The 24,932-nt window shown below is 66.8% G+C and carries 23 protein-coding genes; 11 read left to right on the top strand and 12 right to left on the bottom strand.

The window, feature by feature from the left end:
- Positions 1 to 215: 215 nt before the first annotated feature.
- From OHA42_RS29450 to secG, 4 genes are all read left to right on the top strand, one after another.
- The gene (locus OHA42_RS29450; protein ID WP_406231044.1) at positions 216 to 353 is read left to right on the top strand and encodes a hypothetical protein; all 138 of its coding nucleotides are present in this window, start codon (positions 216 to 218) and stop codon (positions 351 to 353) included.
- Positions 354 to 450: 97 nt separating this feature from the next.
- Entirely contained in the window at positions 451 to 1,029 is a 579-nt protein-coding gene (locus OHA42_RS29445) for a hypothetical protein (RefSeq protein WP_406231043.1), read from the top strand.
- Between the two features lie 152 nt (positions 1,030 to 1,181).
- Positions 1,182 to 2,780: an MFS transporter gene (locus OHA42_RS29440; protein ID WP_406231042.1), complete on the top strand. Its 1,599-nt coding sequence runs from the start codon at positions 1,182 to 1,184 to the stop codon at positions 2,778 to 2,780.
- A 33-nt stretch (positions 2,781 to 2,813) separates the two neighbouring features.
- The gene (secG, locus tag OHA42_RS29435; protein ID WP_328402986.1) at positions 2,814 to 3,047 is read left to right on the top strand and encodes a preprotein translocase subunit SecG; all 234 of its coding nucleotides are present in this window, start codon (positions 2,814 to 2,816) and stop codon (positions 3,045 to 3,047) included.
- 87 nt (positions 3,048 to 3,134) lie between these two features.
- Here the strand turns inward: secG and OHA42_RS29430 are convergent, their stop codons facing one another.
- Positions 3,135 to 4,289: a YbfB/YjiJ family MFS transporter gene (locus OHA42_RS29430; RefSeq protein WP_406231041.1), complete on the bottom strand. Its 1,155-nt coding sequence runs from the start codon at positions 4,287 to 4,289 to the stop codon at positions 3,135 to 3,137.
- Positions 4,290 to 4,359: 70 nt separating this feature from the next.
- Here OHA42_RS29430 and OHA42_RS29425 point away from each other — a divergent pair, with 70 nt between their 5' ends.
- On the top strand, positions 4,360 to 5,193 hold the full coding sequence (locus OHA42_RS29425; protein ID WP_406231040.1) for a LysR family transcriptional regulator: 834 nt from the start codon (positions 4,360 to 4,362) through the stop codon (positions 5,191 to 5,193).
- 64 nt (positions 5,194 to 5,257) lie between these two features.
- On the opposite strand, the gene OHA42_RS29420 is transcribed toward OHA42_RS29425, so the two are convergent.
- Entirely contained in the window at positions 5,258 to 6,106 is an 849-nt protein-coding gene (locus OHA42_RS29420) for an SDR family NAD(P)-dependent oxidoreductase (RefSeq protein WP_406231039.1), read from the bottom strand.
- A gap of 54 nt (positions 6,107 to 6,160) precedes the next feature.
- Between OHA42_RS29420 and OHA42_RS29415 the strand changes: the two genes are divergently transcribed.
- On the top strand, positions 6,161 to 7,144 hold the full coding sequence (locus OHA42_RS29415) for an alpha/beta fold hydrolase (protein ID WP_406231038.1): 984 nt from the start codon (positions 6,161 to 6,163) through the stop codon (positions 7,142 to 7,144).
- Positions 7,145 to 7,342: 198 nt separating this feature from the next.
- Here OHA42_RS29415 and OHA42_RS29410 read toward each other — a convergent pair whose 3' ends face one another.
- The 8 genes from OHA42_RS29410 to tkt all read right to left on the bottom strand — a co-directional run bounded on the left by OHA42_RS29410 (position 7,343) and on the right by tkt (position 17,305).
- On the bottom strand, positions 7,343 to 7,822 hold the full coding sequence (locus OHA42_RS29410) for a hypothetical protein (RefSeq protein WP_406231037.1): 480 nt from the start codon (positions 7,820 to 7,822) through the stop codon (positions 7,343 to 7,345).
- Between the two features lie 209 nt (positions 7,823 to 8,031).
- On the bottom strand, positions 8,032 to 8,385 hold the full coding sequence (locus OHA42_RS29405) for a hypothetical protein (RefSeq protein WP_406231036.1): 354 nt from the start codon (positions 8,383 to 8,385) through the stop codon (positions 8,032 to 8,034).
- Positions 8,386 to 8,409: 24 nt separating this feature from the next.
- Positions 8,410 to 10,647: a thiamine pyrophosphate-dependent enzyme gene (locus OHA42_RS29400; protein WP_406231035.1), complete on the bottom strand. Its 2,238-nt coding sequence runs from the start codon at positions 10,645 to 10,647 to the stop codon at positions 8,410 to 8,412.
- A 122-nt stretch (positions 10,648 to 10,769) separates the two neighbouring features.
- The gene (gene pgl, locus OHA42_RS29395) at positions 10,770 to 11,525 is read right to left on the bottom strand and encodes a 6-phosphogluconolactonase (RefSeq protein ID WP_406231034.1); all 756 of its coding nucleotides are present in this window, start codon (positions 11,523 to 11,525) and stop codon (positions 10,770 to 10,772) included.
- Positions 11,518 to 12,426 (bottom strand): glucose-6-phosphate dehydrogenase assembly protein OpcA, encoded by a 909-nt coding sequence (gene opcA, locus OHA42_RS29390; protein WP_406231033.1) that lies wholly within the window; start codon positions 12,424 to 12,426, stop codon positions 11,518 to 11,520. Before opcA ends, pgl begins: the two co-directional genes overlap by 8 nt.
- Positions 12,423 to 13,997: a glucose-6-phosphate dehydrogenase gene (gene zwf, locus OHA42_RS29385; RefSeq protein WP_406231032.1), complete on the bottom strand. Its 1,575-nt coding sequence runs from the start codon at positions 13,995 to 13,997 to the stop codon at positions 12,423 to 12,425. Before zwf ends, opcA begins: the two co-directional genes overlap by 4 nt.
- Positions 13,998 to 14,002: 5 nt before the next feature.
- Positions 14,003 to 15,157 carry a transaldolase gene (gene tal, locus OHA42_RS29380; RefSeq protein ID WP_406231031.1) on the bottom strand — a complete coding sequence of 385 codons (1,155 nt, stop codon included), beginning with the start codon at positions 15,155 to 15,157 and terminating at the stop codon, positions 14,003 to 14,005.
- Between the two features lie 6 nt (positions 15,158 to 15,163).
- Positions 15,164 to 17,305 (bottom strand): transketolase, encoded by a 2,142-nt coding sequence (tkt, locus tag OHA42_RS29375; protein ID WP_406231030.1) that lies wholly within the window; start codon positions 17,303 to 17,305, stop codon positions 15,164 to 15,166.
- Between the two features lie 383 nt (positions 17,306 to 17,688).
- On the opposite strand from tkt, the gene OHA42_RS29370 reads away from it, so the two are divergent.
- Complete coding sequence (locus OHA42_RS29370) at positions 17,689 to 18,678, top strand: heme o synthase (RefSeq protein WP_406231029.1); 990 nt, start codon at positions 17,689 to 17,691, stop codon at positions 18,676 to 18,678.
- Between the two features lie 40 nt (positions 18,679 to 18,718).
- On the opposite strand, the gene OHA42_RS29365 is transcribed toward OHA42_RS29370, so the two are convergent.
- Positions 18,719 to 20,191: an FAD-dependent monooxygenase gene (locus tag OHA42_RS29365; protein ID WP_406231028.1), complete on the bottom strand. Its 1,473-nt coding sequence runs from the start codon at positions 20,189 to 20,191 to the stop codon at positions 18,719 to 18,721.
- A gap of 85 nt (positions 20,192 to 20,276) precedes the next feature.
- On the opposite strand from OHA42_RS29365, the gene OHA42_RS29360 reads away from it, so the two are divergent.
- The 3 genes from OHA42_RS29360 to OHA42_RS29350 all read left to right on the top strand — a co-directional run bounded on the left by OHA42_RS29360 (position 20,277) and on the right by OHA42_RS29350 (position 22,370).
- On the top strand, positions 20,277 to 20,879 hold the full coding sequence (locus OHA42_RS29360) for a TetR/AcrR family transcriptional regulator (RefSeq protein WP_406231027.1): 603 nt from the start codon (positions 20,277 to 20,279) through the stop codon (positions 20,877 to 20,879).
- Positions 20,880 to 20,930: 51 nt separating this feature from the next.
- Positions 20,931 to 21,089: a hypothetical protein gene (locus OHA42_RS29355; protein WP_406231026.1), complete on the top strand. Its 159-nt coding sequence runs from the start codon at positions 20,931 to 20,933 to the stop codon at positions 21,087 to 21,089.
- 120 nt (positions 21,090 to 21,209) lie between these two features.
- Entirely contained in the window at positions 21,210 to 22,370 is a 1,161-nt protein-coding gene (locus OHA42_RS29350) for a serine hydrolase domain-containing protein (protein ID WP_406231025.1), read from the top strand.
- Positions 22,371 to 22,436: 66 nt separating this feature from the next.
- On the opposite strand, the gene OHA42_RS29345 is transcribed toward OHA42_RS29350, so the two are convergent.
- Positions 22,437 to 23,402, bottom strand: a complete 966-nt coding sequence (locus OHA42_RS29345; RefSeq protein ID WP_406231024.1) for a quinone oxidoreductase family protein — start codon at positions 23,400 to 23,402, stop codon at positions 22,437 to 22,439.
- 61 nt (positions 23,403 to 23,463) lie between these two features.
- Between OHA42_RS29345 and OHA42_RS29340 the strand changes: the two genes are divergently transcribed.
- On the top strand, positions 23,464 to 23,814 hold the full coding sequence (locus tag OHA42_RS29340) for a hypothetical protein (protein WP_406231023.1): 351 nt from the start codon (positions 23,464 to 23,466) through the stop codon (positions 23,812 to 23,814).
- Positions 23,815 to 24,932 lie beyond the last annotated feature (1,118 nt).

The following is a 24,932-nucleotide window of genomic DNA, read 5'->3' as shown; positions in this document are numbered from 1 at the left end:
GCCTGTCGTTCAACCACATTGCGGTCGAGCGCCGGACACGACGGCGATGCCGCGTTCGCCCCGACCGGACCCACCGGCAGGATGGTCAGCGGTGACTGGTAGCCCCGAATCCGTGTCCGCGTCGCACCCAGCAGGAACGCCGCGCCGCGACGGTAGCCAAGCTGGTCGACGCCACCATCGCCGCGATCGGCGAAGTAGGTTATCAGCGCACCACGGTGCAGGAGATCTGCGGGCGTGCAGGGCTTTCGGCCGGTGCGATGTTCCGGCAGTTCGACAGCAGGCTGCATCTGATCGTGCGGAGCTCGGAGGAGGTCTTCGCTCGGCAGCTGGCAGCCTACCGGGCGGTAATGTAGCACCCTGGTGCACAGGATGATTCACTCGATGTCGCGCTGCGATACCTGCGTGAGGCGCAATCGTCATGGAGTAGGCGGTCATAGCTGGAGGGCATTGATGCGGTTGTGGACGTTGCAAGCGCCGGAAGTCGTCGCCGCAGTGCGATCCGACGGGCGCTACCTGGCCGAATGGGATCGAGTGATCGTCAACTGGCGGCCCGCGTTCCGGGCGATGGTCGCGGAGATGCGGCGTCGGGACATCTTCTGCGATAGCGCGCCGCCCATCTGGTGTTGGCCAGGTCGGGCGCTGCGGCGCAACCGAATCCGGCAGACTGCGAATTCGCTGCTCGGCGATGACCAGTGGGCGCACGGCATCTGGCTGCTGAAGCTCGACGTCCCCGATTCTCAGACCCTGGCCACCTCGTACTCCCGATGGAACGACTACCTCGGCGTCACCATGGACCTCCTGCGTGCCAGCGGTCTGTCCGACGGTCCTGCCTTCGCACCCGGTGCCGCACCCATGAATTGGGGTCCTGAACTGGAAAACGAATGGGACCAACCCCAGGTCGTCATCCCCGAGCTGCGCTGCGAGTGGCTATTGACCGCCTGCCCCTACCTGCCGGACCCCGAGACCGCAGTCCGAATTGCGGCCGATCCACTGCTTCGTGCCCAGCCGCAATGCGTCCGGCCCGACTGATGAATAGGCGCAATCCTGTTCGTGCGGAGTGAAAGTAACACTCTGCCGCCCGGATCAGCAGCTGGAGCGCCGTGGAAGTGCACGCTGAGGACGGATCAGGTGTGCAATGTTTCTGCCTGGTGCGCTCGGCGAGCGCCGCTAAACTCGGCACCGTGACCACCGCTGACGCAACGATCCCGCTATCCACCTGGGCGCCGCTGCGATCGCCGGTCTATCGGGCGCTGTGGATCGCCCAGCTGGTGTCGAACCTGGGCACCTGGATGCAGACCGTGGGTGCGCAGTGGATTCTGGTCGACGAGCCGAATGCGGCGACGCTGGTTTCGTTGGTGCAGACCGCGATCACGCTGCCGGTGATGTTGCTGTCCATCCCGTCGGGGGTGCTCGCCGATCTGGTCGATCGGCGCCGACTGCTGCTCGGAGCGCAGTCGGCGATGGCGTTGCTCGCCGCGTTGCTCGCGGTGTCGACCGGGACCGGACACACCACGCCTGCGGTGCTGCTGACGCTGCTGTTCCTGCTCGGCTGCGGGCAGGCGCTCACCGCGCCCGCCTGGCAGGCGATCCAGCCGGAACTGGTTCCGCGCGAACAGATTACGTCCGTCGCCGCACTCGGCAGCATGAATATCAACATCGGCCGGGCGGTCGGTCCCGCGGTGGCCGGTGTGCTGGTGACAGTGTCCGGGCCGACTCTGGTGTTCGTGCTCAACGCGGTGTCGTTCGGCGGGATCGTCGCGGCGCTCGCACTGTGGCGCCGCCCGCGGACCGATCAGAGCCTGCCGACTGAGCGCCCGCTGGCGGCGTTGCAGGCGGGCACCCGCTTTATTCGAGCGGCTCCCGCGATTCGCCGCGTGCTGTTGCGCGCGATCCTTTTCATCGCGCCGGCGAGTGCGTTGTGGGCCTTGCTTCCGGTCATCGCGCGCGACCATTTCGGTCTGTCCGCGTCCGGTTACGGGCTGATGCTCGGCGCCCTCGGCATCGGCGCGGTGCTCGGCGCACTTGCGTTGTCGCGATTGCGGTCGATGCTGACCCCGACGCACCGGCTGGCCGTGGCCGCGGTGTTGTTCGGCGCCGCGACGGTGGCCACGGTGTTGCTGCACTCGGTGCCGGTGGTGCTTGTCCTGCTGGTCGGCGCGGGGCTGGCCTGGCTGCTGGCGATGGCCACATTGAACTCGACCATGCAGTTGCTGTTGCCCGCGTGGGTGCGGGCGCGCGGGCTGTCGGTGTACATGCTGGTGTTCATGGGCGGTCAGGCGATCGGGTCGCTGGTCTGGGGTCTGGTCGCCGGTGCGGTCGGCTCGGTGTCGACCATGCTCATTTCCGCCGCGCTGCTCGCCTGTTGCGCGGTGAGCACGCTCTGGCTGCCGATCCGGCACAACGCCGAAGAACTGGACCTGACGCCGTCGGCCTTCTGGCCCGAGCCGCAGCTCGTGGTCGAGCCGGATCCGGCCGACGGCCCAGTGCTGGTGCTGCGGACCTATGACGTACCCGCCGAGAACGTCGACGAGTTCCTGGCCGCGATGGCCTTCGTCGGGCGCTCGCGGCAGCGCACCGGCGCGATGGAGTGGCGGTTGTATCGCGACGTCGGTGTGCTCGACCGCTATGTGGAGGCGTTCGTGGTGCGCTCCTGGGCCGAACACATGCATCAGCATCAGGTGCGGCTCACCGCCCAAGATCAACTGCGGGAACGCGCGGTAGCGGCGTTCACCAACGGCGACGACAAGATCACCCATCTGGTCGCGGTGGAGCCGCATTAGGTCCGGCAGGGGCTACCCCATAGACTGTCCGACATGCGGATGTTCCTGGATATCCTCCTGATCGTCACCAGCGTGCTGCTGGTGTTGCTGGTGCTGCTGCACCGCGCCAAGGGTGGAGGTCTGTCCAGCCTGTTCGGCGGTGGTGTCCAGTCCAGCCTGTCGGGATCCACTGTCGTCGAGAAGAACCTCGACCGCGTCACTATCTTCACCGGCCTGGTCTGGCTCATCGCCATCCTCGGCATCGGCCTGGAGATCAAGTTCGCCTGACGGTCCTTCGGGCCCAACGCCGCAGCTCACGATTCGAGTGAGCTGCGGCGATTTGTGCTGCGCCGAAGATCTCGAGGGGATCGATCGTCACGGGTTCGGTGGTGCTGAGGGTTCGGGCATCCGGGCAACGATGACGGCTGCTGCCGTCGCCGCGATCAGCACCGCCGTGGCGGTCACGAATGCCGCGGTGTAGCCGTCGCCGATTGCCGGCGCCACGACGAGCGGGCCGAGCATCTGTCCGGATCCGTAGCCCGCGGTGAGCGTTGCCGCTGCTCGGTGGTCCGACAGTTCGGTGCCCAGTCGAATCGCGAGCATGGTGATGCCCATGAAGGTGCCACCGAACAGCACTGCGGAGAGGATGGCGGACCAGAGCGCGGTGGACAGGGCGGGCAGCGCTGCCGACACGCATTGCGCCGATAGCGCTGCGACCAACACTGTCGCGGGTGTCCAGTGTCGGGCGGCCATGCCCCACAACACGGCGGGCGCCGCGCCCGCACCGACGATCACCCACATCGCCGAGCCGACGGTCGGGCCGCTGTGCGCGCTGACGGCCGCGACCAGGAAGGTGCCGATCACGATGTAGCCGACGCCTTCGAGAGAGTAGGCGACGAGCAACGCACGCCAAGCCGGAGTCGAGCGGCGTCTGCCTGCTACTTCGGTGGACCGATAGCCCTGATGGATGTCGAGCCGGAGCGCCGGCAGCAACAGCAGCGCTGTCAATACCGCCGCGCCGGACCAGAGTGCTTGCCAGGGCAGTACCGGTCGTGCGGCAAGGGCAAGCAGGCCGGTCAGCGCAATGCCGAGACCGACGCCGCCGAACGCGATCCCCGCCGCGTGTCCATGCCCGCCGAGTCGGGCGATCGCCCCGGCGCAGCCGACGAAGATCACCGCGCTCGCCACCCCGGCGATCAGTCGCAACACAGCGGGGAACACCGCCGGTCCCGGTATCGCCAGCAGCACTTCGCTCATCACCAGCGTCGCGGCGGCGAGGCGAAAAGATAGGGGGCTGTTCAGGTCCGGCCGTCGAGCAAGCAGCACGGCACCCACGAGATAGCCCGCGTAATTGGCGGCGGCGATCAACGCTCCGTCGTGTGCGCTGATCCGGTGCGCATCGACCATGGCGGGCATCAACGGGGTGTAGGCGAAGCGGCCCACTCCCACCGCCGCGGCCAGGCCGGCGCCTGCGGCGAGTGCTGGTGCAATGCTGCTGCGCGCGGTGGAAGCTACGGCGGTATCGGTCACACCTGCTGACCGTACGGACCGTCGACCCGGCCGTGAAATGCTTTCTACGCACGATGTATACGCTCGATGCATGGATATCGAGTTGCGGCACCTCCGGGCGTACCTCGCGCTCTGCGAGGAGGCGAACTACACCCGTGCCGCAGCACGCCTGCACCTCAGTCAGCCCGCGCTCACCCGGACCATCCAGCAGTTGGAACGCGGGGTCGAATGCCGCTTGATCGAGCGCTCGTCCCGCCGCTTCGAACTGACCGAAGAAGGCGCGGAACTGTTGGCGCACAGCAGGCGGATCATCGCCGACATCGACACCGTCCGTGACGAACTCCGCTCGCGCGCCACCCTCGACGTCGGTTTCTCCTGGCTGCTCCCCGATGCCTGGTTCGCACAGACCCGCACCCGCTACGAGGCGCTCGGCGGCCGCATCTCGCTGCACCGCGTCGAAGACCCGATGGCCGCGCTGGCGGACCGGTCGATCGATATCGCGATCCACCGCAACGAGATTCGGCTCCCACGCCACCTCGCGTCCCGGGTGATCGGGACCGAGGATCGGATGCTCGCGGTCTCGGTGAGCTCTCCACTCGCCCATGTCGAGGACCTACGCTGGGCCGACCTCGCGAGCTACCCACTGGTCGTCAACGTGGTCTCGGGCACCATCCACGCGGGATCATGGGATCCGCCGCACCCGGATCGCACCATCATCACCTGCACAAATTTCGACGAATGGATCGAACTCGTTGCGGCGGACCGAGGCATCGGCGGCGTCCCCACCCTGGCGCGGACCCGTGCACCGCATCCCGGCGTGGTCTACCGCGACATCCCGGACGCCCCGCCTTCGCACGTCTACCTCACCTGGCGTGCCGAGCCCGCCCCATTGCGCTCGGTGCAGCGCTTTCTCGGAATCGCCTGAGACGCAACGCCAATCGATGACTAGTTGTCGCGCTGTCGGACGGTGACGGGTGTTCGACACAGCGTCAGTCGGCGCGCGGGATGCGGCCGTCGACGTCGGTGAAACCGTATTGCTCGGCCAAATCGGCGACCCGCCAGGCTCGGCCGGTCCTGGCGCGGCGGTCGGGGTCGGTGGCGAGGGCGACGACCGCCCGGCCGGGGAAGTGGGGGGATTCGGCGGCGTCCAGGTCGAACGTGCCCTCGCCCGGGAGGGTGACCAGGCGCTTGCCCTGCTCGTTTGCCGGGACCAGCTGCAGGAGTTCGGTATTCACGATTCCGGGCCACAGGGAGACCGCGGTGACGCCGGTGTCGGTGAGGTCGTGGGCCATATCGGCGGTGAGCCGGTCCAGTGCGGTCTTCGCCACGCCGTACACGGCATTGTGCATGTAGCGCTGTGCACCCGGCGAGGAGATATTGGCGATCAAACCCGCCGACTCGATCAGCAGTGGTGCGGCGAATGCGCTTGCCGTGTAGTGAGATCGGACGCCGACATCGAACGTCTCGTCCCATGCGGCCGGGGGCACCTCCCAGAACGGTTTGCCGAGCCAGCGGGCAGCGGCGGGGGAGTTGTAGACATTGTTCACCAGCACATCCAGCCGGCCTCGCTCGTCGCGCACGCGGGTGAACAGGCGCTGGATCGCATCGTCGTCGCGGTGGTCGCACACGAACGGTATCCCGTGGCCGCCGAGGGCATCGATCTCCGCGGCCGTCTCGTGCACCGTCCCCGGCAGCCGGCCGGCCGCGGCCGAGCGCCCGGTGACGTACACCGTCGCCCCTGCTGCGCCCAATTCCAGCGCGACGCCTTTGCCGATTCCGCGGCTGGCGCCGGTGACGACGGCTACGCGGCCGCCGAGTAGGTGAGGTATTCCGTTCACGATCTCGGGACATTACCTTGAAACGAGAACGCGTTCTATGTTTTGGAGGCCGTAGTGGAGTTGACCCATCGGTTCGTGGCGACCAATGGCATTCGAATGCACGTCGCCGAACAGGGCGAGGGGCATCCGGTGATTTTCTGCCACGGCTTCCCACACACGTGGTTCATCTGGAATCGCCAGCTGGCGGCGGTGGCTGCGGCAGGCTACCGGGCCATCGCACCCGATCTGCGTGGCTACGGACGTACCGAAGCGCCCGCCGACGTGGCGGCACACACGAATTGTGAGGTGATCGGCGATCTCCTCGGCCTGCTCGACGACATCGACGCCGAACAAGCTGTGTTCGTCGGCTTGGATTTCGGTGCCGCACTGGTCTGGGAGCTGGCATTGCGCGCGCCGGAACGGGTGCGCGGCATCATCGTGCTGAACAACCCGTTCGTACCGCGTCCGTCGCGTCCGCCGTCGCAACTGTGGGCCAAAGCCTCGCAGCGACACTTCCTGCATCTGGACTACTTCCAGAAGCCCGGCGTCGCCGACGCCGAACTCGGTGCCGACCCGCGGGAGTTCCTGGCGCGCGTCTACTACTCCCTCAGCGCCGACTACCACTACCTGGACACTTGGCGTTTCCCGGCGGAAGGCACCGGCTACCTCGATGTACTGCCCGAGGCCCCGCCGCTGCCATGGCGCTGGCTTTCTGATGACGAATTAGAGGTCTTGGCACAGGATTTCGAGCGCACCGGCTTCACCGGCGGCCTGAACTGGTACCGCGCACTCGACCGCAACTGGGAACTCACCGCCGACTACGCGGACGCCACGGTGACCCCGCCGACCTACTTCCTCTACGGCGACCGCGACCCCGACATGGAGGGCTTCAGCGGCCGCGACCCCTTGGCCACGCTGCGGGAAAACGTCCCGAACCTGCGCGGGGTCACCAAGATCGGCGGCGCGGGCCACCTGGTTCAGTTGGAGCGGACGACGGAGGTCAACGACTGGATTACCGCTCATCTGCGCGAGCTTGCTCCGGTACCGGTTCCCGACTGACGATCCGGAAAGCGATCGGCGGTCCGAGTCCGCGCGTACCGCGGTGACCAGCCCTGGCGAATGAATCCGACTGGACAGGTCATTTGCCGCGGAGCTGCCCAGGCGTAGTCGACAACAGAGGTGCTCTGATCGCCTGGTGGACGCGCGTGCGTGCGGCTCGCGACCGAGCCACGCACTCGGCTGTCGCGAGATTTTCGCCTACTTGTATTCGCAGGCCAGTTCCGGATATTCGGGCCACTGGGGGAGCGGCTGGCGGTCCAGGTAGGCGGTGAGGCGGTCCAGCAGGTACTGCCAGCGTGGACCGATCGTGCTCGCGTCGGCGGGGCACACATGCCTACGGATGAGTTCGACATTCGTGACAACGCCGACCTGGGTCATGCGCAGCTCCAGCACACAGCCGTCGATCTGCGCGACCAATTCGTGCGGCGCCCGGCATTCGTCCACCCGCACCGTGATCAGCCCGATCCCGGGCCCGTCGATCGGCTCGATCGTCAGCTCCCCGCCCGCTCCCGACACCGTCCCGAACCAGCGCCCCAACTGCCGCCGCTCCGTGCACGCCGACCACACCTCCAACACCGGCCTACGAAAAGACCGCAGGTAGTGCAGCAACACCAAATCGCCGTCGGTCTCGCGATCGTGCTCGGGCCGTACCTCGCCGAGCATGGACATCGTGGTCATCGCCGTGCCCTTCCACTGCCGGTTACCGTTCTGCCCACTGTATTTCCAGTCCGCACCAACCGAATCCGAATCGCCCAATCGCAATCGTGTTGCGAGCAGACCGCGGCTTTCCCGGGCTTCGCGGGTTGCGTCGGGGAGCGCACCTCCGTCGGGATCCGCACCGCCGGTCGGGCCAAAGGGGCAGGTCCCTACAAGCGGTGCGGACGGGGTCAGTCGTCGGTTTGGGTCCAGGCGGCGACGGGGAGGGTGAGGTAGACGCCGAAGTCTTCGAGAGCGGTGGCTTGCGAGACCAGATCGTGCAGCAGGTCGCAGCGGTCCTGGCGGTTGTCGGCTCGGCTCTGGAACCATGTGGAGCGGACCTCGATGACGGCGTCGAGGCCGCTCTGGTCGAAGGGGCCGAGTTGGCGGAAGCGGATTTCGATATCGCCGGGCCGCAGGTCGCCGTCGTAGGGCTCGTCCGGGCATTCCACGGCCACGGACACGATGTGGGGCAGATGCTTTCCGAGGTCGCGCAGAACGGACTCGGGGACGTGAGGGGCGTAGGTGACCTCGACTAGTGGCACGCGATTCAGCCTAGCGAGACGGTGTTATGGCTCGGCAAGGAGTTTTCCGGCGGCGGCTTCGATGCGGTCCTCGTCCAGCAGCACCGTCGCGGCGGCAGGGCCGAGGGGGATGAAGCTGTCCTCGCTGGTGACGCGCGCGATGCGGCCGTCGAAACCGGCATCGATGAGCGCGGCGCAGAGCGCCTCGGAGACGCCGCCCGAGTGGCGGGTTTCATCGGCGACGAGAACACGGCCGGTGGCGCGGGCATGGTGGAGGAGGTCTTCGAGCGGGAGCGGCGCCAGCCACCGCAGGTCGAGAACCCGGGCGGATATACCGCTTTCGGCTAGTCGCCGAGCAACGCGCAGACTCATCGGCACGCCGTTGGCGAAGCTGACGATGGTGAGTTCGGTGCCGTCGCCATAGACGCGAGCACGGCCGATCGCGACATGATCGGCCGAGGGCGGCGCGAGCCAGGCACCGTCGCCGGGATCGTGCAGGTCACGGGTGTGATACAGCGCGATGGGTTCCAGGAAGACCGATACCCTGCCGTCGACCCGCCCGGCGGAGACACAGGTACGCAGCATCGCCGCGGCGTCGTCCCCGCGGGACGGGGACGCCAGGATGATGCCGGGGATGTCACGCAGCGCGGCGATCGAGTTGTCATTGTGGAAGTGCCCGCCGAAACCCTTCTGGTAGGCGTAGCCGGCTATCCGGATCACCATCGGGTTCCGGTACTGCCCATGGGAGAAGAACTGCAACGTGGCAGCCTCCCCGCGCAGCTGATCGGCCGCGTTGTGCAGGTATGCCAGATACTGGATCTCCGGTATCGGGAGGAAGCCGGCCAGCGCGGTGCCGAGTGCGGTGCCGAGCACACTCTGTTCGTCGAGCAACGCGTCGAAAACCCGCCGCGCGCCGAAGGCCTTCTGCAATCCCTTGGTGACGCCGTACACGCCACCCTTCTTGCCGACATCCTCACCGAAGACCAGCACATCGTGATCGCGCGTCAGCAGCGCACCGAGGGTGTGGTTGACGGCCTGCGCGAGCGTCATCGCATCGTTGACCACCGCAACTCGATTCGATTCCTGGCCGGGCACCTGGGCCGGCCGGGCAGCCTGGTTTGCAGTGTTGATTGCTTCCTCGCGAAGCGCGTCGGTTCGTACCGCATCCGGGTGCGATGGTGCGAGCGGCGCCATGACCGCGGCTGCCGAGCTCAGTTTGGGTTCGTGCTCCACCAGTTCGGCCATCGCCTCGACGCGGGTGCGGACGTCGTCGTAGCGGTCGATGACTTCATCGGGTGTCGCCACGCCGACCGTCACGAGCAGTCGGGCGGTCTCGATGACAGGGTCGCGCAGCAGGTCGGCGGCGATGTCGGCGGGGCGGCGGTAGGCGGATTCGACATCGGATCCGGCGTGGCCCAGCAGCCGCACCGTGCGCAGGCGCAGGAAGGCGGGCTTGCGGTTTTCACGTACCCAGTCGGCGGCGGACTGCGCGGTTGTCAGCGCGTCGAGCGCATCCCAGCCGTCCGCGCAGAAGTACTCGAGGCCGGGACGTAGGCCGTAGGCGTGTTCGATCCAGTCCGGCGGGGTCGGCACGCTGATACCGATCCCATTGTCCTCGCAGACGAACAGGACGGGCATTGGAATCCCTTGGTGGGCAGTGTGAATCGCGGTATTGATCGCGCCCGTCGCAGTGGAGTGGTTGGCCGATGCGTCACCGAAACTGCACAGCACGACAGCATCCGACGGCCATTCGCTGGTGACCCCGAGCTGGGCCGCACGACCGATCGCGAACCCGAGCCCGACCGCGCGCGGTAGCTGGGACGCGATCGTCGAGGTCTGCGGAATCACGCCCGCCGCCTTGCTGCCGAACACCTTGTGCCTGCCACCCGATATCGGATCGGCGGCCGCCGCGACGACGCCGAGCAGCACGTCACGGATCGGGTCGAGCCCCGCCACCTGCCGTGCGCGGTGCACGAAGAACGCGCCGGAACGATAGTGCAGCAACGCGGGATCGGTCGCGCGCAGTGCCGCCGCGACGGCCGCATTGCCCTCATGCCCGGACGATCCGATGCTGTAGTAGCCGCGTCGCACGCCGCCGAGCCTGCGCGCCGCGAGATCGAGCTGCCTACTCGTCGCCTGCGATTCGAACAGCTCCAGGCACCGCGCACCGGAAACCCGGCCGCCCGGGTCGATCGGCTCCCCGGCTGGGCGGCTCGGACTAGATGTCAGCGCCGCGATCTCGGTGCGAAACCGCTCGTCGAGGTCGACTCCCTGCTCGGTCATCGAACGATCATCCCGGACTCGGAGCCGCTCAGTCGACCATTCGCCGGTATTTTTCCGGGAACAGACCGAAAACTATGGAGAAGTTCGTGGGCAACTCTTACGCGGCGGTTCGAGCATGTGGACTATTGCAACCCTGCTGCCGCATCCGCGTCGAGCAGCCAGGTGGTCGATTCGAGGCCCTTGGCGCCGGCGGAGGGAATGTCCACCGGATCGGCGCCCGCTAACGCGGCTGCGACCGCTTCCCCCTTGGCCGCGCCGCCGACGACCAGCACCACATGCCGAGTGTGGCGGACCGCAGGCAGCGTGAGGGTGACCCGGACCGGCGGCGGTTTCGGCGAATTCGTCACGGCGACAACGAGTTCGTGCTGTTCACGGACCGCGTCGGTGTCGGGGAAGAGGGAGTTGATGTGGCCCTCGCCGCCCATGCCGAGCAGGTGCAGATCGAACGCGCCGTGTTCGGTCAGATGGGCGTGCACCGCGGCGGAGTACTCGGCGGCGGCCTCGACGGGGTCGGGGTATTCGCCGTCGGAGGTCGCGACCGGATGGACCCGGGCCGGATCGACCGGCACGTGGTCGAGCAGGGCTTGGCGGGCCTGCAGGTCGTTGCGTTCCTGGTCGCCTGCGGGGACGAAGCGTTCGTCGCCCCAGAACACATCGAGTTTCGACCAGTCGATGGCACCGGGCGACTTGCGCACCAGTTCCAGCAGCGCGATGCCGGTACCGCCGCCGGTCAGCACCACCGACGCCGAACCACGCGCGGCCTGGGCGGCCGTCACGACGTCGACGAACCGGGTCGCCGCCGCGGTCACCAACGCGTCGGTGTCGGGATGGACTTCGACGGTGTCGGCAGGAGATTCGGCCGAGATACGCTCACTCATAGGTCACCTTCTCGATTCCGGCGAGCGCCTCGGCATAGATCTCGTCGGCATCGAGCCGACGCAGTTCCTCCGCGAGACAGTCGCGAGTTTCCCTGCGGGCCAAAGCGATTCGCTGCACCGGGTCGCCGGTGCGGATGAGCGTCGCGGTGCGGCCGGTCTGCGGCCGCGCGATGGCGATCGACACCGACGGCCGATGCACCTCCACCCGCAGCTCACCCGTGCGGCGACGCACCTGGCAGCCCAAACGTGCGGCCAGCCAGCCGGCGAGCATGTCCAGCGCGGGCTCTTCGCGCAGCCCGGATACTGTCACCGATTCGACCGGCTCGTAGGGTGGCTCGTCCATGGTGGCCGCGAGCAACGCCCGCCAGTAGGTGATCCGGCTCCACGCCAGATCGGTATCGCCGGTGGCGTAGGAATCGCGCCGCTTCTTGATCGTCTCCTGCGGGTCGGGCGCGAAGGTGGCATCGGTGATGCGCCGGGTCGCCAAGCGCCCCACCGAATCCTTGGAGGGGAACTCCGGTGCGCCGCGCGGCCACCAGGCGACCACGGGGGTGTCCGGGAGCAGGAAGGGGATGACGACGCTGCTCTCGTGATTGATCAGCTCGCCTTGCAGTCGCAGCACGATCACCTCGGCCGCGCCGGCGTCACCGCCCACGCGGATCTGGGCGTCGAGGCGGGTCTCGGCTTCGCGATCGCCACGGGCCAAAACGACCACCCGGCAGGGGTGTTCGCGGCTGGCGTCGTTGGCGGCGTCGATGGCGTCTTCGGCTTCCGAGCTGTCCAGCGTGCACACGACCAGGGTCAGCACTCGGCCCATAGTGATCACGCCGTTGCTTTCCCGGAGGCTCACCAGGCGTTTGGTGACTTCGGACGTCGTGGTCTCCGGCATGTCGACGATCATGGCCGCCGCCATTCGCGCCCGGTACGGGCGAGTATCTCGTCGGCCGACGACGGACCCCAAGCGCCCGCCTCGTACGGTTCCGGCTTACCCTCGGTGGCCCAGTGTTCGAGTACCGGATCCAGAATGCGCCAGGACAATTCGACCTCCGCGTTCACCGGGAACAAGGACGGCACTCCGAGCAGCACGTCGAGGATCAGACGTTCGTAGGCCTCGGGGGAGGACTCGGTGAACGCCTCGCCGTAGCTGAAATCCATATTGACGTCGCGCACTTCCATTCCCGACCCCGGCACCTTCGAACCGAATCGGGTGGTGATGCCCTCATCCGGCTGTACCCGGATGACCAGGGCGTTCTGGCCGAGCTCCTCGGTCATCGTCTGGTCGAACGGCAGGTGCGGCGCCCGCTTGAACACCACCGCGATCTCGGTGACCCTGCGGCCCAAGCGTTTTCCGGTGCGCAGATAGAACGGCACGCCCGCCCAGCGCCGGGTGTCGACCTCCAGGGTGATCGCGGCGTAGGTCTCGGTGCGTGACTGCGGGTCGAATCCCTCCTCGTCGAGCAGGCCGACGACCTGCTCGCCGCCCTGCCAGCCCGCGGCGTACTGCCCGCGTGCCGTGGTCTCGTCGAGCGGCTCGACCAGCTTCGTAGCCGAGAGCACCTTGATCTTCTCGGTCTGCAACTGGTCGGGCTGGAAGCTGATCGGCTCCTCCATCGCGGTCAGCGCGAGCAGTTGGAGCAGATGGTTCTGGATCACGTCGCGCGCGGCGCCGATGCCGTCGTAATAGCCTGCGCGGCCACCCAATCCGATGTCCTCGGCCATGGTGATCTGGACATGGTCGACGTAGTTGGCGTTCCAGATCGGATCGTAGAGCTGGTTGGCGAAGCGCAGTGCCAGGATGTTCTGCACCGTCTCCTTGCCGAGGTAGTGGTCGATCCGGAACACCGTCTCTTCCGGGAAGACTCCGTTCACCAATGTGTTGAGCTCCTGAGCGCTCTCCAGATCGTGCCCGAAGGGCTTCTCGATCACCACGCGACGCCATGGCTTGCGGCCGTTGGCGTCGGTGGTGGACGGCTTGGCAAGCTCGTGTTCGGAGAGCTGATCCAGCACGACCGGGAACATGTTCGGCGGAATCGAGAGGTAGAAGGCGTGATTGCCGCCGGTGCCACGATCCTTGTCCAGCTTCGCGAGGGTGTCGGCGAGCGTGGCGAAGGCCGTGTCGTCGTCGAAGGTGCCCTTGACGAACCGGATTCCCTCGGCCAGGTGGTCCCAGACCTCCTGGCGGAAGGGTGTGCGCGCGTGCGCTTTCACCGCTTCGAGGACGACCTGGGCGAAATCCTCGTCCGCATAGTCCCGCCGCGCGAAGCCGACCAGCGCGAAACCCGGGGGCAGCAGCCCCCGGTTCGCGAGGTCGTAGATGGCCGGCATCAGTTTCTTGCGGGACAGGTCACCGGTGACGCCGAAGATGACCATGCTGCACGGTCCCGCGATACGGGGGACGCGTTTGTCCCGTTCGTCGCGAAGCGGGTTCTTCCAGACCGCCGCCGCCGTTTTTCCTGCCGCTGTGCCGGCCATCCCGATCAGTTGCTTCCGGTGCCGGCCGAATCGGCCACAGCGGCGTTCAACTCCTCGGTGGTGGCGGAAAGCAGCTCCGCCCAAGACTTCTCGAACTTGTCGACGCCTTCGCGCTCCAGCACCGCGAACACGTCGTCGAGGTCGATGCCGACCGCGACGAGCTTGTCGAAGACCTCCTTGGCGGCCGCGGCGGTCCCGCTGAGGGTGTCGCCGCGGATCTCGCCGTGGTCGGCGACCGCTTCGAGGGTCTTCTCCGGCAGCGTGTTCACCGTGTTCGGTCCCACCAGCTCGGTGACATACATGGTGTCGGAGTACTCCGGGTTCTTCACACCGGTCGAGGCCCACAGCGGCCGTTGCCGATTCGCGCCGGCCGACGCGGCCAGGTGCGCGTAGGTCGAGGTGTGCGCGCCGCCGTCGAACACGTCCTGGTACTCGGCATAGGCGAGGCGGGCGTTGGCGATGCCTGCTTTGCCGCGCAGCTCCAGTGCCTCTGGAGTGCCGATCGCTTCGAGGCGCTTGTCGATCTCGGTGTCCACCCGGGACACGAAGAACGACGCGACCGAATGGATCTTGGCCGGGTCGTGGCCCGCGAACTTGGCCTTGCCCAGGCCGTCGAGATAGGAGCCCATCACCGCGCGGTAGCGCTGGACGGAGAAGATCAGCGTCACGTTCACGCTGATGCCTTCCGCGATCACCGCGGAGATGGCAGGCAGGCCCGCTTCGGTAGCCGGGATCTTGATGAACAGGTTCGGCCGGTCGACGATCTTCCACAGCTCGACGGCCTGGGCCGTCGTTTTCTCCGCGTCGAACGCCAGCCGGGGATCGACCTCGATGGAGACCCGTCCGTCGACACCGCCGGATGCCGCGAACACCTCCGCGAACACGTCGCAGGCGGCGCGAACATCGTCGGTGGTGATGGTGCGGATCGCGGCGTCGGCGTCCGCGCCTTGGGCGGCAAGCTCTTTGAGCTGGCCGTCGTAGGAGTGGCCTTGGCTGAGCGCACCCTGGAAGATCGTCGGGTTGGTGGTGACGCCGACGACATTGCGGGTGGCGATCAGTTCGGCAAGGTTGCCGGACTGGATCCGGTCCCTGGACAGATCGTCGAGCCACACCGAGACACCGGCCGCAGAAAGAGCTGCAGTGTTTTCGTTCTGTGCCATGAGCGCTTATCCCTTCACGTTCTCGAGCGTGCGCTGCGCGGCGGCAACGACATTGTCGGTGGTGAAGCCGAACTCGCGGAACAGGGTCTTGTGATCGGCCGAGGCGCCGAAGTGCTCGATCGACACGATCTCACCCGCGTCACCGGTGAACCGGTACCACGGCATCGCGATACCGGCCTCGACGGCGACCCGAGCGGTGACCGCGGGCGGGAGCACCTCGTCCCGGTAGGCCTTGTCCTGCGCGTCGAACCACTCCACACACGGCATGGAGACCACGCGGGTTCCGATGCCCTGCGCCTCCAGCGTAGTGCGGGCCTCCACGGCGAGCTGCAGCTCCGAACCGGTGGCGATCAGGATCACCTGCGGGGTTCCGGTGGATGCCTCGGCGAGAATGTAGCCGCCCTTGCGGACGCCCTCGTAGCTGGTGCCCTCCTGGATCGGCAGGTCCTGGCGGGTCAACGCCAGTGCGGACGGGCCGTCCTGGTGCGGCAGCTCGGACACCGAGAAGTGCGAGGTGTGCTCGCTGCTGTCGCGCTCGAGGATGGTGCGCCAGGCGTAGGTGGTCTCGTTGGCGTCGCCGGGGCGGACCACGTTCAGGCCGGGGATGGCGCGCAGCGCGGCGAGGTGCTCGATCGGCTGGTGCGTCGGGCCGTCCTCACCGAGACCGATGGAGTCGTGGGTCCACACGTAGGTGACGGGTATCCGCATCAGCGCGGCCAGCCGCACTGCGGGGCGCATGTAGTCGCTGAACACCAGGAAGGTGCCGCCGTACGGACGAGTCGGGCCGTGCAGCGCGATGCCGTTGAGGATCGAGCCCATCGCGTGCTCACGAACACCGAAGTGCAGCGTGCGACCGTACGGGTTGGCCTTCCACATCCCGGTCGAGATCGACTCGGGGCCGAAGCTCGGGGTGTCGGGCATGGTGGTGTTGTTGGACTCGGCGAGGTCGGCTGAGCCACCCCACAGTTCGGGCAGCACCGGGGCCAGCGCGGCGAGCACCTTGCCGGACGCCTTGCGGGTGGCCATGCCCTTCGGATCGGCCTCGTAGGTCGGCAGATTCGCGGCCCAGCCCGTCGGCAGCCGGCGCTCGGCGAGCCGGTCGAACAGCGCCTTGTTCTCGGGGTTGGCCTGCGCCCACGCGTCGAACTGCTGCTGCCAGGCCTGGTGGGCCTCCTTGCCGCGCGCGGCGACCGCACGGGTGTGCGCGATGACCTCGGCGGCGACCTCGAAGCTTTGCTCCGGGTCGAAGCCGAGAATCTTCTTGGTGGCGGCCACCTCGTCGGCGCCGAGTGCGGCACCGTGCGCGGCGCCGGTGTTCATCTTGGTGGGGGCCGGGTAGCCGATGATGGTGCGCAGCACGATGATCGACGGCTTGCCGGTCTCCGCCTTGGCTGCCGCGAGCGCGGCCTCGATCGCGACGACGTCCTCGCCGCCCTCGACGGTCTGGACGTGCCAGCCGTACGCCTCGTAGCGCAGGGCGACGTCCTCGGTGAACGCGATCGTGGTGTCGTCCTCGATGGAGATCTTGTTGTCGTCGTAGATCACCACGAGGTTGCCGAGCTGCTGGGTACCCGCGAGCGACGACGCTTCGGAGGTGACGCCTTCCTCGAAGTCACCGTCGGAGGCGATCACGTAGATGAAGTGGTCGAACGGGCTCGCGCCCGGCGCGGCATCCGGATCGAACAGGCCGCGCTCGCGGCGCGCGGCCATCGCCATGCCGACAGCGGAGGCCAGACCCTGGCCCAGCGGACCGGTGGTGATCTCGACACCGTCGGTGTGGCGGAATTCGGGGTGGCCCGGGGTGAGCGAGCCCCACTTGCGCAGGTGCTTCAGATCGTCCAGTTCCAGACCGTAGCCGGCCAGGTAGAGCTGGATGTACTGGGTGACGCTGGAGTGTCCGCAGGACAGCACGAAACGGTCCCGGCCGACCCAGCTCGGATCGCTCGGGTCGAGGCGCATCGTGCGCTGGTAGAGGGTGTACGCCAACGGCGCCAGGCTCATCGCGGTGCCCGGGTGACCGTTTCCGGCGTTTTGCACCGCGTCCGCGGCGAGCACCCGTACTGTGTCGACGGCCTTGGTGTCCAGATCCGTCCAGTCGTCCGGGTAGTTCGGCTGAGTGAGGGCGCGGATGTCGTCTGTGACTGACACGACCGAGGTTCTCCTGACATTGGTTTCGTCGACTGTGGTGGTTACTGGCGGCGTTGACGCGCGGCAGCGGCGAATGCGCACGCACCGGTGTACCCCAACCACCCTAGATGTGCCCGGTGACCGGCTGGGCGGGAACCCGGCTTACCGGGTCCAGAGTCGGGCGTTCCGGTCCCGGCGGGCGCCGTTTCGCACCGTCGAACGGGTCGTTTCGCGGCCGGGTACCGACCGGTCGTGCCCGCCTTTGCGCGCGGCCGCGCGAGGGGGCGATGGGGAGAACACCACCGACGTGGGTCTACCATCCTCTGTAGTAGTAGCCGCGCCGTGCAGGTCGTGCGCTGCTCGTTCCATTGCCGGATGCGATGCACAGCGTGCGAGGAGAGACAGTGCGGATTGGGCAACAGCCGGGTGGCAATGGTGCGCACGGCTCCTCCGCGACGGCGCTGGCCGACCGGTTCACGGGTGATGGTCTGCTGTCGCGAACGGTGCGGAAACCGCTGGCCTACATTGCGCTCACCAAGCCGCGCGTCATCGAATTGCTGCTCGTCGCGACCATTCCGACGATGCTGCTCGCCGACCGGGGCGCCATCGATATCCGCCTCATCCTCGCGACGCTGTTCGGCGGCTGGATGGGCGCGGCGAGCGCGAACACATTGAACTGTGTGGCCGACGCCGACATCGACAAGGTAATGAAGCGGACCGCCAAGCGACCGCTCGCCAGGGAGGCGGTGCCCACCTCGCACGCCTTCGTGTTCGGTGTGGTGCTCGGCCTCGGATCGTTCGCCTGGTTGTGGTGGCAGGCGAATCTGCTCAGCGGCGTGCTGGTCGTCGCGACCATCCTGTTCTATGTTTTCGTCTATACCCTCGGCCTCAAGCGCCGGACCTCGCAGAATGTGGTGTGGGGCGGCGCGGCGGGCTGCATGCCCGCCCTGGTCGGCTGGTCCGCGGTCACCGGCAGCATCGGCTGGCCCGCGATCGCCCTGTTCGGCGTCATCTTCTTCTGGACACCGCCGCACACCTGGGCGCTGGCCATGCGCTACAAGGAGGACTACCGCGCGGCCGGTGTGCCGATGCTGCCGGTGGTCGCGACCGAGCAGGTGGTGACCAAGCAAATCGTCATCTATACCTGGCTCACCGTGCTCACGACCCTTGCCCTCGCACCCGCGACCGGCGTGATCTACACCGCCGTCGCGCTGGTGGCCGGGGCGTGGTTCCTGCTCATGGCTCACCAGTTGTACTCCGGTGTTCGCCGGGGCGAGTCGGTGAAGCCGCTGCGGCTGTTCTTGCAGTCGAACAACTATTTGGCCGTGGTGTTCTGCGGTCTTGCGGTGGACTCGGTGCTCGGCTGGGACACCATCGGCAGCTTCTTCGGCTAGCGCCGATCCGCCGCGACACCTGTACACCGAGTCCACGGGTTCAGCTGCGTCGACCGAGATAGCCATCGGGTCGGACCAGCACCGCGGTGCCCTCGCCGGCGTGGTATGCCTCGAACGCGTGACCTTCGACGTCCACGACGTAGCGCAGTGGCGTCGCACCGGAAGCATGATCGGCATCCACGGCAGCCCCTCCCGGGACCCCGTCTCCCGGACGTAGCACCGTGTAGGTGTGCACACCGGGCTTATTCGAATGCGCTGCGGTCTTTCCGAAACACAGCAGCGTCGAGTGCGGTCCGCGGAAAAGGTCGAACAGTCGGATCGGCAGCCCGGTCGCGTCCTTCAGCGGTGCGTCGGGCGCGCGATCACCCGCGACGAGCGGACCGTGATCGCCCGGATCGCGGTAGCTGATATCCAGCTGCCGCGTTTCCGCACCACGGTGCATGGCGTCTTCGTCGCCGTCGACCAGCTTGTCGAGCAGTTCGCTGCTGATGCCGAGCACCCGTGCGGCCACCGTCCTGCGCTCGGATTCGTAGCTGTCCAGTAGTGATTCGTCGCCGTGCACCGCCGCGGCGAGCTTCCATCCGAGGTTGTAAGCGTCCTGGATGCCGGTGTTCAAGCCCTGTCCGCCGGTCGGCGGATGCACGTGCGCGGCGTCGCCGGCCAGCAACACCCGGCCCTCGCGGAAGCGCTGCGCCAGGCGGATATTCGGCCGCCACACGGTGGCCCAGGCGAGGTCGCGCAGGACGATGTCGGTGCGTCCGGAGTATCGGTCGACGAACCCTTGCAGGACCTCGAGCGTCGGTTCGACATCGGCGCCGAGCGGTGCGGCGCACTGGAAATGTCGTCCGCCGGGCAAAGGAGACATGGCGATTCCCTCCATCGGCCGCTCCGCGCCGGCGAACCAGTAGCCGTACTGGTGGTCGAGCACATCGGCGCGGACGTCGCCGAGCAGCATTCGAATCGAGTCATCGGTCGTGCCCTCGAAGGGGACGTTCAGCGTCTTGCGTACGGTGCTCCGGCCGCCATCGGCCCCGACAAGATAGGCGGCGCGAACGGTTTCGGCGGTACCGTCGTGTGCGAGCGTGATGGTGACTCCCGAGTCGTCCTGATCGAACGACACCAGCGCGGTGCTCAGCTCGACATGAACACCGAACTCCGCCAACCGATCCCGCAGGATGCCCTCGGTCCTGGATTGTCCGAGCACCCAGAGGTTCGGGTAGGGGATCGCGGGTGTTGGTTCGGTCGGTTCACTCATCCGCCGCTCGCCGACGAACTCGCCGCCGAAGTAGGCGCGCATGACCGGCGTCGGGGTACCTGCGGCCAGCACCGCGTCCAGCACGCCGAGATCGTCGAACACCTCCAGGGTGCGCGGCTGGATGCCGTCCCCACGGGAGCCAGCGAAGAACTCGCGCGCCTGCTCCATGATGCGCACCGGGACGTTGCGGCGGGCCAGTTCGAGGGCGAGCGTCAGGCCGGTGGGTCCGGCGCCTGCGATGAGTACCTGGGTCTGCACGATGTCTCCTGAACTGAATTACAATTCACTGAATGTCGGTTCAGTATCAGAGTTGGTACCTTTCGCTGTCAAGGAGGTGATGTCGGTGTCGACAAGTCGCCGAGAGAAGTCCGCGGAAACCGAGCAGGCGCTGAAGGCAGCTGCGCTGCGGGTTTTCGCCGAACGCGGCTATCTGAACGCGAAGATCTCCGACATCACCACGGCGGCGGGTCGCGCGGCCGGGTCGTTCTACAACCACTTCGCGAGCAAGGAAGAACTCCTCCAGTCGTTGCTGAAGGACATGGCCGACGCCGGGGACGTGCGGGCAGAGGGGCCGGACCACAATCCGGACTTCAGCGATCCGGACGGCGTGCGCTATCACGTCGCCGGGTACTGGAAATTCGCTCGCGAGCATGAGCCCGTGCTGCGCGCGATGAGTCAGGCGGCGATCGTCAGCGAGGACTTCGCGCGGATGATCGGCCGGTTCGGCGTCGAGCAGCGCGCGGATGTCGCCGACCACGTGGATGGTTTTGCGGACAAGGGTTTACAGTTGCCGAGCACGACCGATGCCAGTCTGGCGATGGGGTTCCTGGTGATGCAGGCGCTGCTGCAGGCGGTCGAGGACGGCACCGTCACGCTGACCGACGAGCAGGCCATCGAGGGGTTGACCAAGTTCATCTACCGCGGCCTCACCGGGCGCGACTACTGATTGTGGTTGGCGGGCGTAGCAGAATCGGCCGCTGGACGGCCGGTGCGGTGAATGCTGTTCGTAGCCAACGCTGCGTTCCACCTGGGCGCCGCCGCTCTCGTCGCCGCTGCGATCGGCGTTCTATTTCCGGATCGACTCGAAACCTGGGTTGCGCGCGGCATAATTGCTGGAACGATTCTCGTGCAGCGTCTGTTCTATGACTTCAGCTGATAGCGGAGGCGCGGCCGGGCGGTGACGGCCGGATGGCGCTCGCGTACAGCCGAAAAGTCGCTTGCCGCAACAGCAGCGGGATGGCAGGGTCAGCGCTACCGATGTCGTCGAGGGGGGTGCATGAGGATTCGCGCGGGGATCGTCGCGGTGTCGGCGATCGTGGCCTTGACCGGATCGGCGGGTACGAATGCCGTTGCCGAATCCGGCGGAGCAGATCGAGCCGCTCTGCAGCAGGCGATGAACGACTTCGTCGCGGCCGGAGCAGCCGGGGTCCAACTCCGAGTGCGCGATCGGTCCGGTGAATGGACCGGTAGCGCTGGTGTTGCGGAAATCGGCCGCCCGGAAGGTGTTCCGGTGGATGGGCGATTCCGGGCGGGCAGCATCACCAAGACGTTCATCGCGACGGTGCTGTTGCAGCTCGTCGATGAGGGAAAGCTCGGCCTCGACGACCCGGTCGCACGGTACCTGCCGCAATTCGGCTTGGACCACCGCATCACTGTGCGAATGATCTTGCAGCACACCAGCGGTCTGCGTAGTCACACCCGCGGCTCGGACCCGGCGGATGCCGCCGACCCGGTCCTGGTCGACGACGTATTCCGCACCTATCTCCCTGACGAGATCGTGCGATTCGTTGCCGCCGAACCGCTGAAGTTCGATCCTGGGACGGGTTGGTCGTATTCCAACACCAACTACGTGCTCGTGGGTCTGCTGATCGAGAAGCTCACCGGGACGCCCTACGCCTGGCAGGTCAATCTCCGCATCGTGTTGCCCCTCGGACTGTGGCGCACTGAGCTGCCGGGGCAGGGGATCGAGATTCTCGGGCCGCACGCGCATGGCTACGTGCGTTATTCCGGAGACGGTGAAAGCGAGCTCATCGACATCACCCGGCTCAACCCCTCCTTTACTGGTGCATCCGGCGAAATCATCTCCACGACAGAGGATCTCACGACATTTGTGCTGGCCCTGGCGAGCGGACGGCTGTTGTCGCCTGCCCTGATGGAGGAGATGCGCGATATCCACCGGCTGAGTTCGACCGTGGGGTATGGACTCGGTCTGTTCGAGCGGGACTTCCCTTCGGACTGTGTCGGTCTAGGGCACGGCGGCCGCATGCCAGGCTATTCGTCCGAGATGCTCAGCAGTCCGGATGGTCGCGCCAGTGTGGTGATATCCGTAACCGAAGGCGCGCTCGCGCCGGAGAGCGAAGCGTTCCAGATAACCACTACTCGGCTCGCGAGCCTGGCGCTCTGTGGTCTCGCCAGCCCGCCGCTCCGACCAGCGTAACCGTAGTGCGTGGAGACTCGTGACCGTCGGATGCTGAAGCGACGGCCCACGTAGTGCGCATTCGCCCTACGGCAGCAGCGCGATAGAGCCGGTGGTTTTACGGCCTTCGAGATCGCGGTGCGCCTGCGCGGCCTCGGCAAGCGGGTAGGTCGCACCGATTCTGACATGCAGCGAGCCGTCGGCGATCGCGGACAGGATATCGTCTGCGCGCCACAGTAATTCGGCGCGATCACGGGTGTAGTGGACCAGCGTCGGGCGGGTGACGAACAATGAGCCCGCGGGATTGAGACGTTGCAGATCGAATGGCGGCACCGGCCCGCTGGCAGCGCCGAACAGCGCGAGCGTGCCGCGAATGCGCAACGAGGCCAGACTGGCTTCGAAGGTCGCAGCACCCACCCCGTCGTACGCGGCGGCGACACCGGCACCGCCGGTGAGCGCCCGCACCTGTTCGGCGAGATCGTCGCTGTAGCGCAGCACCTCCACCGCGCCGGCCTCCCTGGACAGCTTTTCCTTCGCATCCGACGACACCGTGGTGATGACTCGCACTCCACGGTTGGCGGCGAGCTGGGTGAGCATCAGGCCGACACCACCCGCACCCGCGTGTACCAGCACCGTCTCACCAGGTTCGGGCTTGTAGATCGATTCGATCAGGTAGTGCGCGGTCATCCCTTGCAGCAGGGCCGACGCGGCGACCGTCGGGGCCACCCCGTCGGGTACCGCGACCGCGACCGCGGCGTTCACCGCGACCCGCTGGGCGTAGCTACCCGGCGCCGCCGCCCAGGCGACCCGGTCTCCGACCGCGAATTCGGTCACATCAGCGCCGACCTCGGCCACGATCCCGGTGCCCTCGGCCCCGGGGATGTAAGGCACTGCCTGCGGGTATCGCCCGGTCCGGAGATAGGTGTCGATGAAGTTGATCCCGATGGCTTCGGTATCGACCAGCAGCTGATCCGGACCGATCTGCGGATCCGGAACCTCGACGAACTCCAGGACCTCGGGGCCGCCGTGCTCGGAAACCTGAATCGCGCGCATGAGATCCGTTCTACACCCATAGCCTCTGGACCCGAACGTACCGGTCAGTAAACTAACGTCCATGAGTGCTCCTGCCGCCCCGGCCCCAGTGCAGCTGTCGGGCTCCCTAGTGGACTCCGTCAAGGGATTCGTCGCCGAGCACGGCGGCTCCGCAACGGCCGTTCTCCAGCCGATCGGCCGCCTCGGCGTCCGAGTCACCCTCGTCGGCTCCGACGGCATCCTCGGCGACCAGGTCGTCCCCGACCTCGACACCGCCAAGAACCTGATCGCCACCATCGACGGCCTCACCGAAGCCGACGAATGGAACCGTGAACTCACCTCCATCGTGACGCCCCGCAAGGGTCACTGGGCAAAGATGGCAGGCTGGGTGGCTCGCCAGACCCGTTTCCCCAAGGCGCGCAACGAATCCTGAGGTTCGTCCCATCGGATACTCGGGCTTGGCGAATGGGTGCCACGTGAGTTCGGTGGTCTGAACAGGCTAGTGGGTGTACTCGAGCCCGCTCGAGCCTTCTTCGACCGAGTCCCGAAGTTCACGCCAGGAGCGCGAGGTGATTCGATACCTCGGCGACCATCGAGCCGACGACGCCTTCCCTGCCCGGAAGCGGGACTGAAGTGCGCACCCATGCGGCGAGGATCCGTACCGAAGACAGTCCGAACGAAAGTGCGCGGCCCCTCATCGCAGCACTGGCGAGGACCAACCTGGTGAGATCACGGTCCAGTCGGTGTATGAAGCAATCCGGCAGATCCTCGCCGAGCGCAGCACGGCAGACCTCGTCAACGTCAGCTGTATCGCTCCGGGTGCTGACTCGCATCATCGCGCCGAACAGCAGCGTGCTTCATGGAAGCGGTAAACGCCGCCGGCGTGAACCGGACGTGCCGACACATCATTGTCATCGGCAGAAGATCAGCTGGTCACAGACCGGCTGTGCACAAGATCGCGGGTGGGGCGTTCCCATCGATGTCGTGTGGCCCGAGGGGCGTCGCGCGGTGGACGCGGAATCCGTAGTAGCACCTGAACATCGCAGATGCGCCAACCCCTTTGGCCGGTGCAACCCCGGTACAACTAGGTGTCCCCGGTATCGGGGAGCATCGTTCCAGCTGTCACCCGGCGGGACCGCCGAGCTCGGCAAAGGCCGTGCATTGCAACGGATACCGACCGTTCAGCCGGTCTTCGGCTGCGGTTTCGAGGATAGATGGGTATCATCAAGCGGTTGAATCGAAACACGCTGCGGTCGAACAGTTTTGAGTTACCGGCCGGTTTCGGACATGAGTTCGATAACCGCGCCCGCCGAAACAAGCCGCATGAGCACAGGAGTTCAAGGGGTACCAAGACCGTACAGTCACACGGAAACCGTTGGGATTCATGGCAACCCGGCAGCGTTCCGGCAGCAATCCGCGACCGCGTTCGACGTGGTCGCGTCCGCGTGTGAAAGACCATGCCGATAAGCGGATCTCGTCGTCAGTTTTCTAATCGTTGTGAGGAGCCATCTTTTGACTATGTCATCGTCCCTGGCGCATTCAACGACACAG

This window comes from Nocardia sp. NBC_01009 (assembly GCF_045208035.1).
GTDB lineage: Bacteria > Actinomycetota > Actinomycetes > Mycobacteriales > Mycobacteriaceae > Nocardia.
This window is presented reverse-complemented; position numbering and strand designations above follow the sequence as displayed.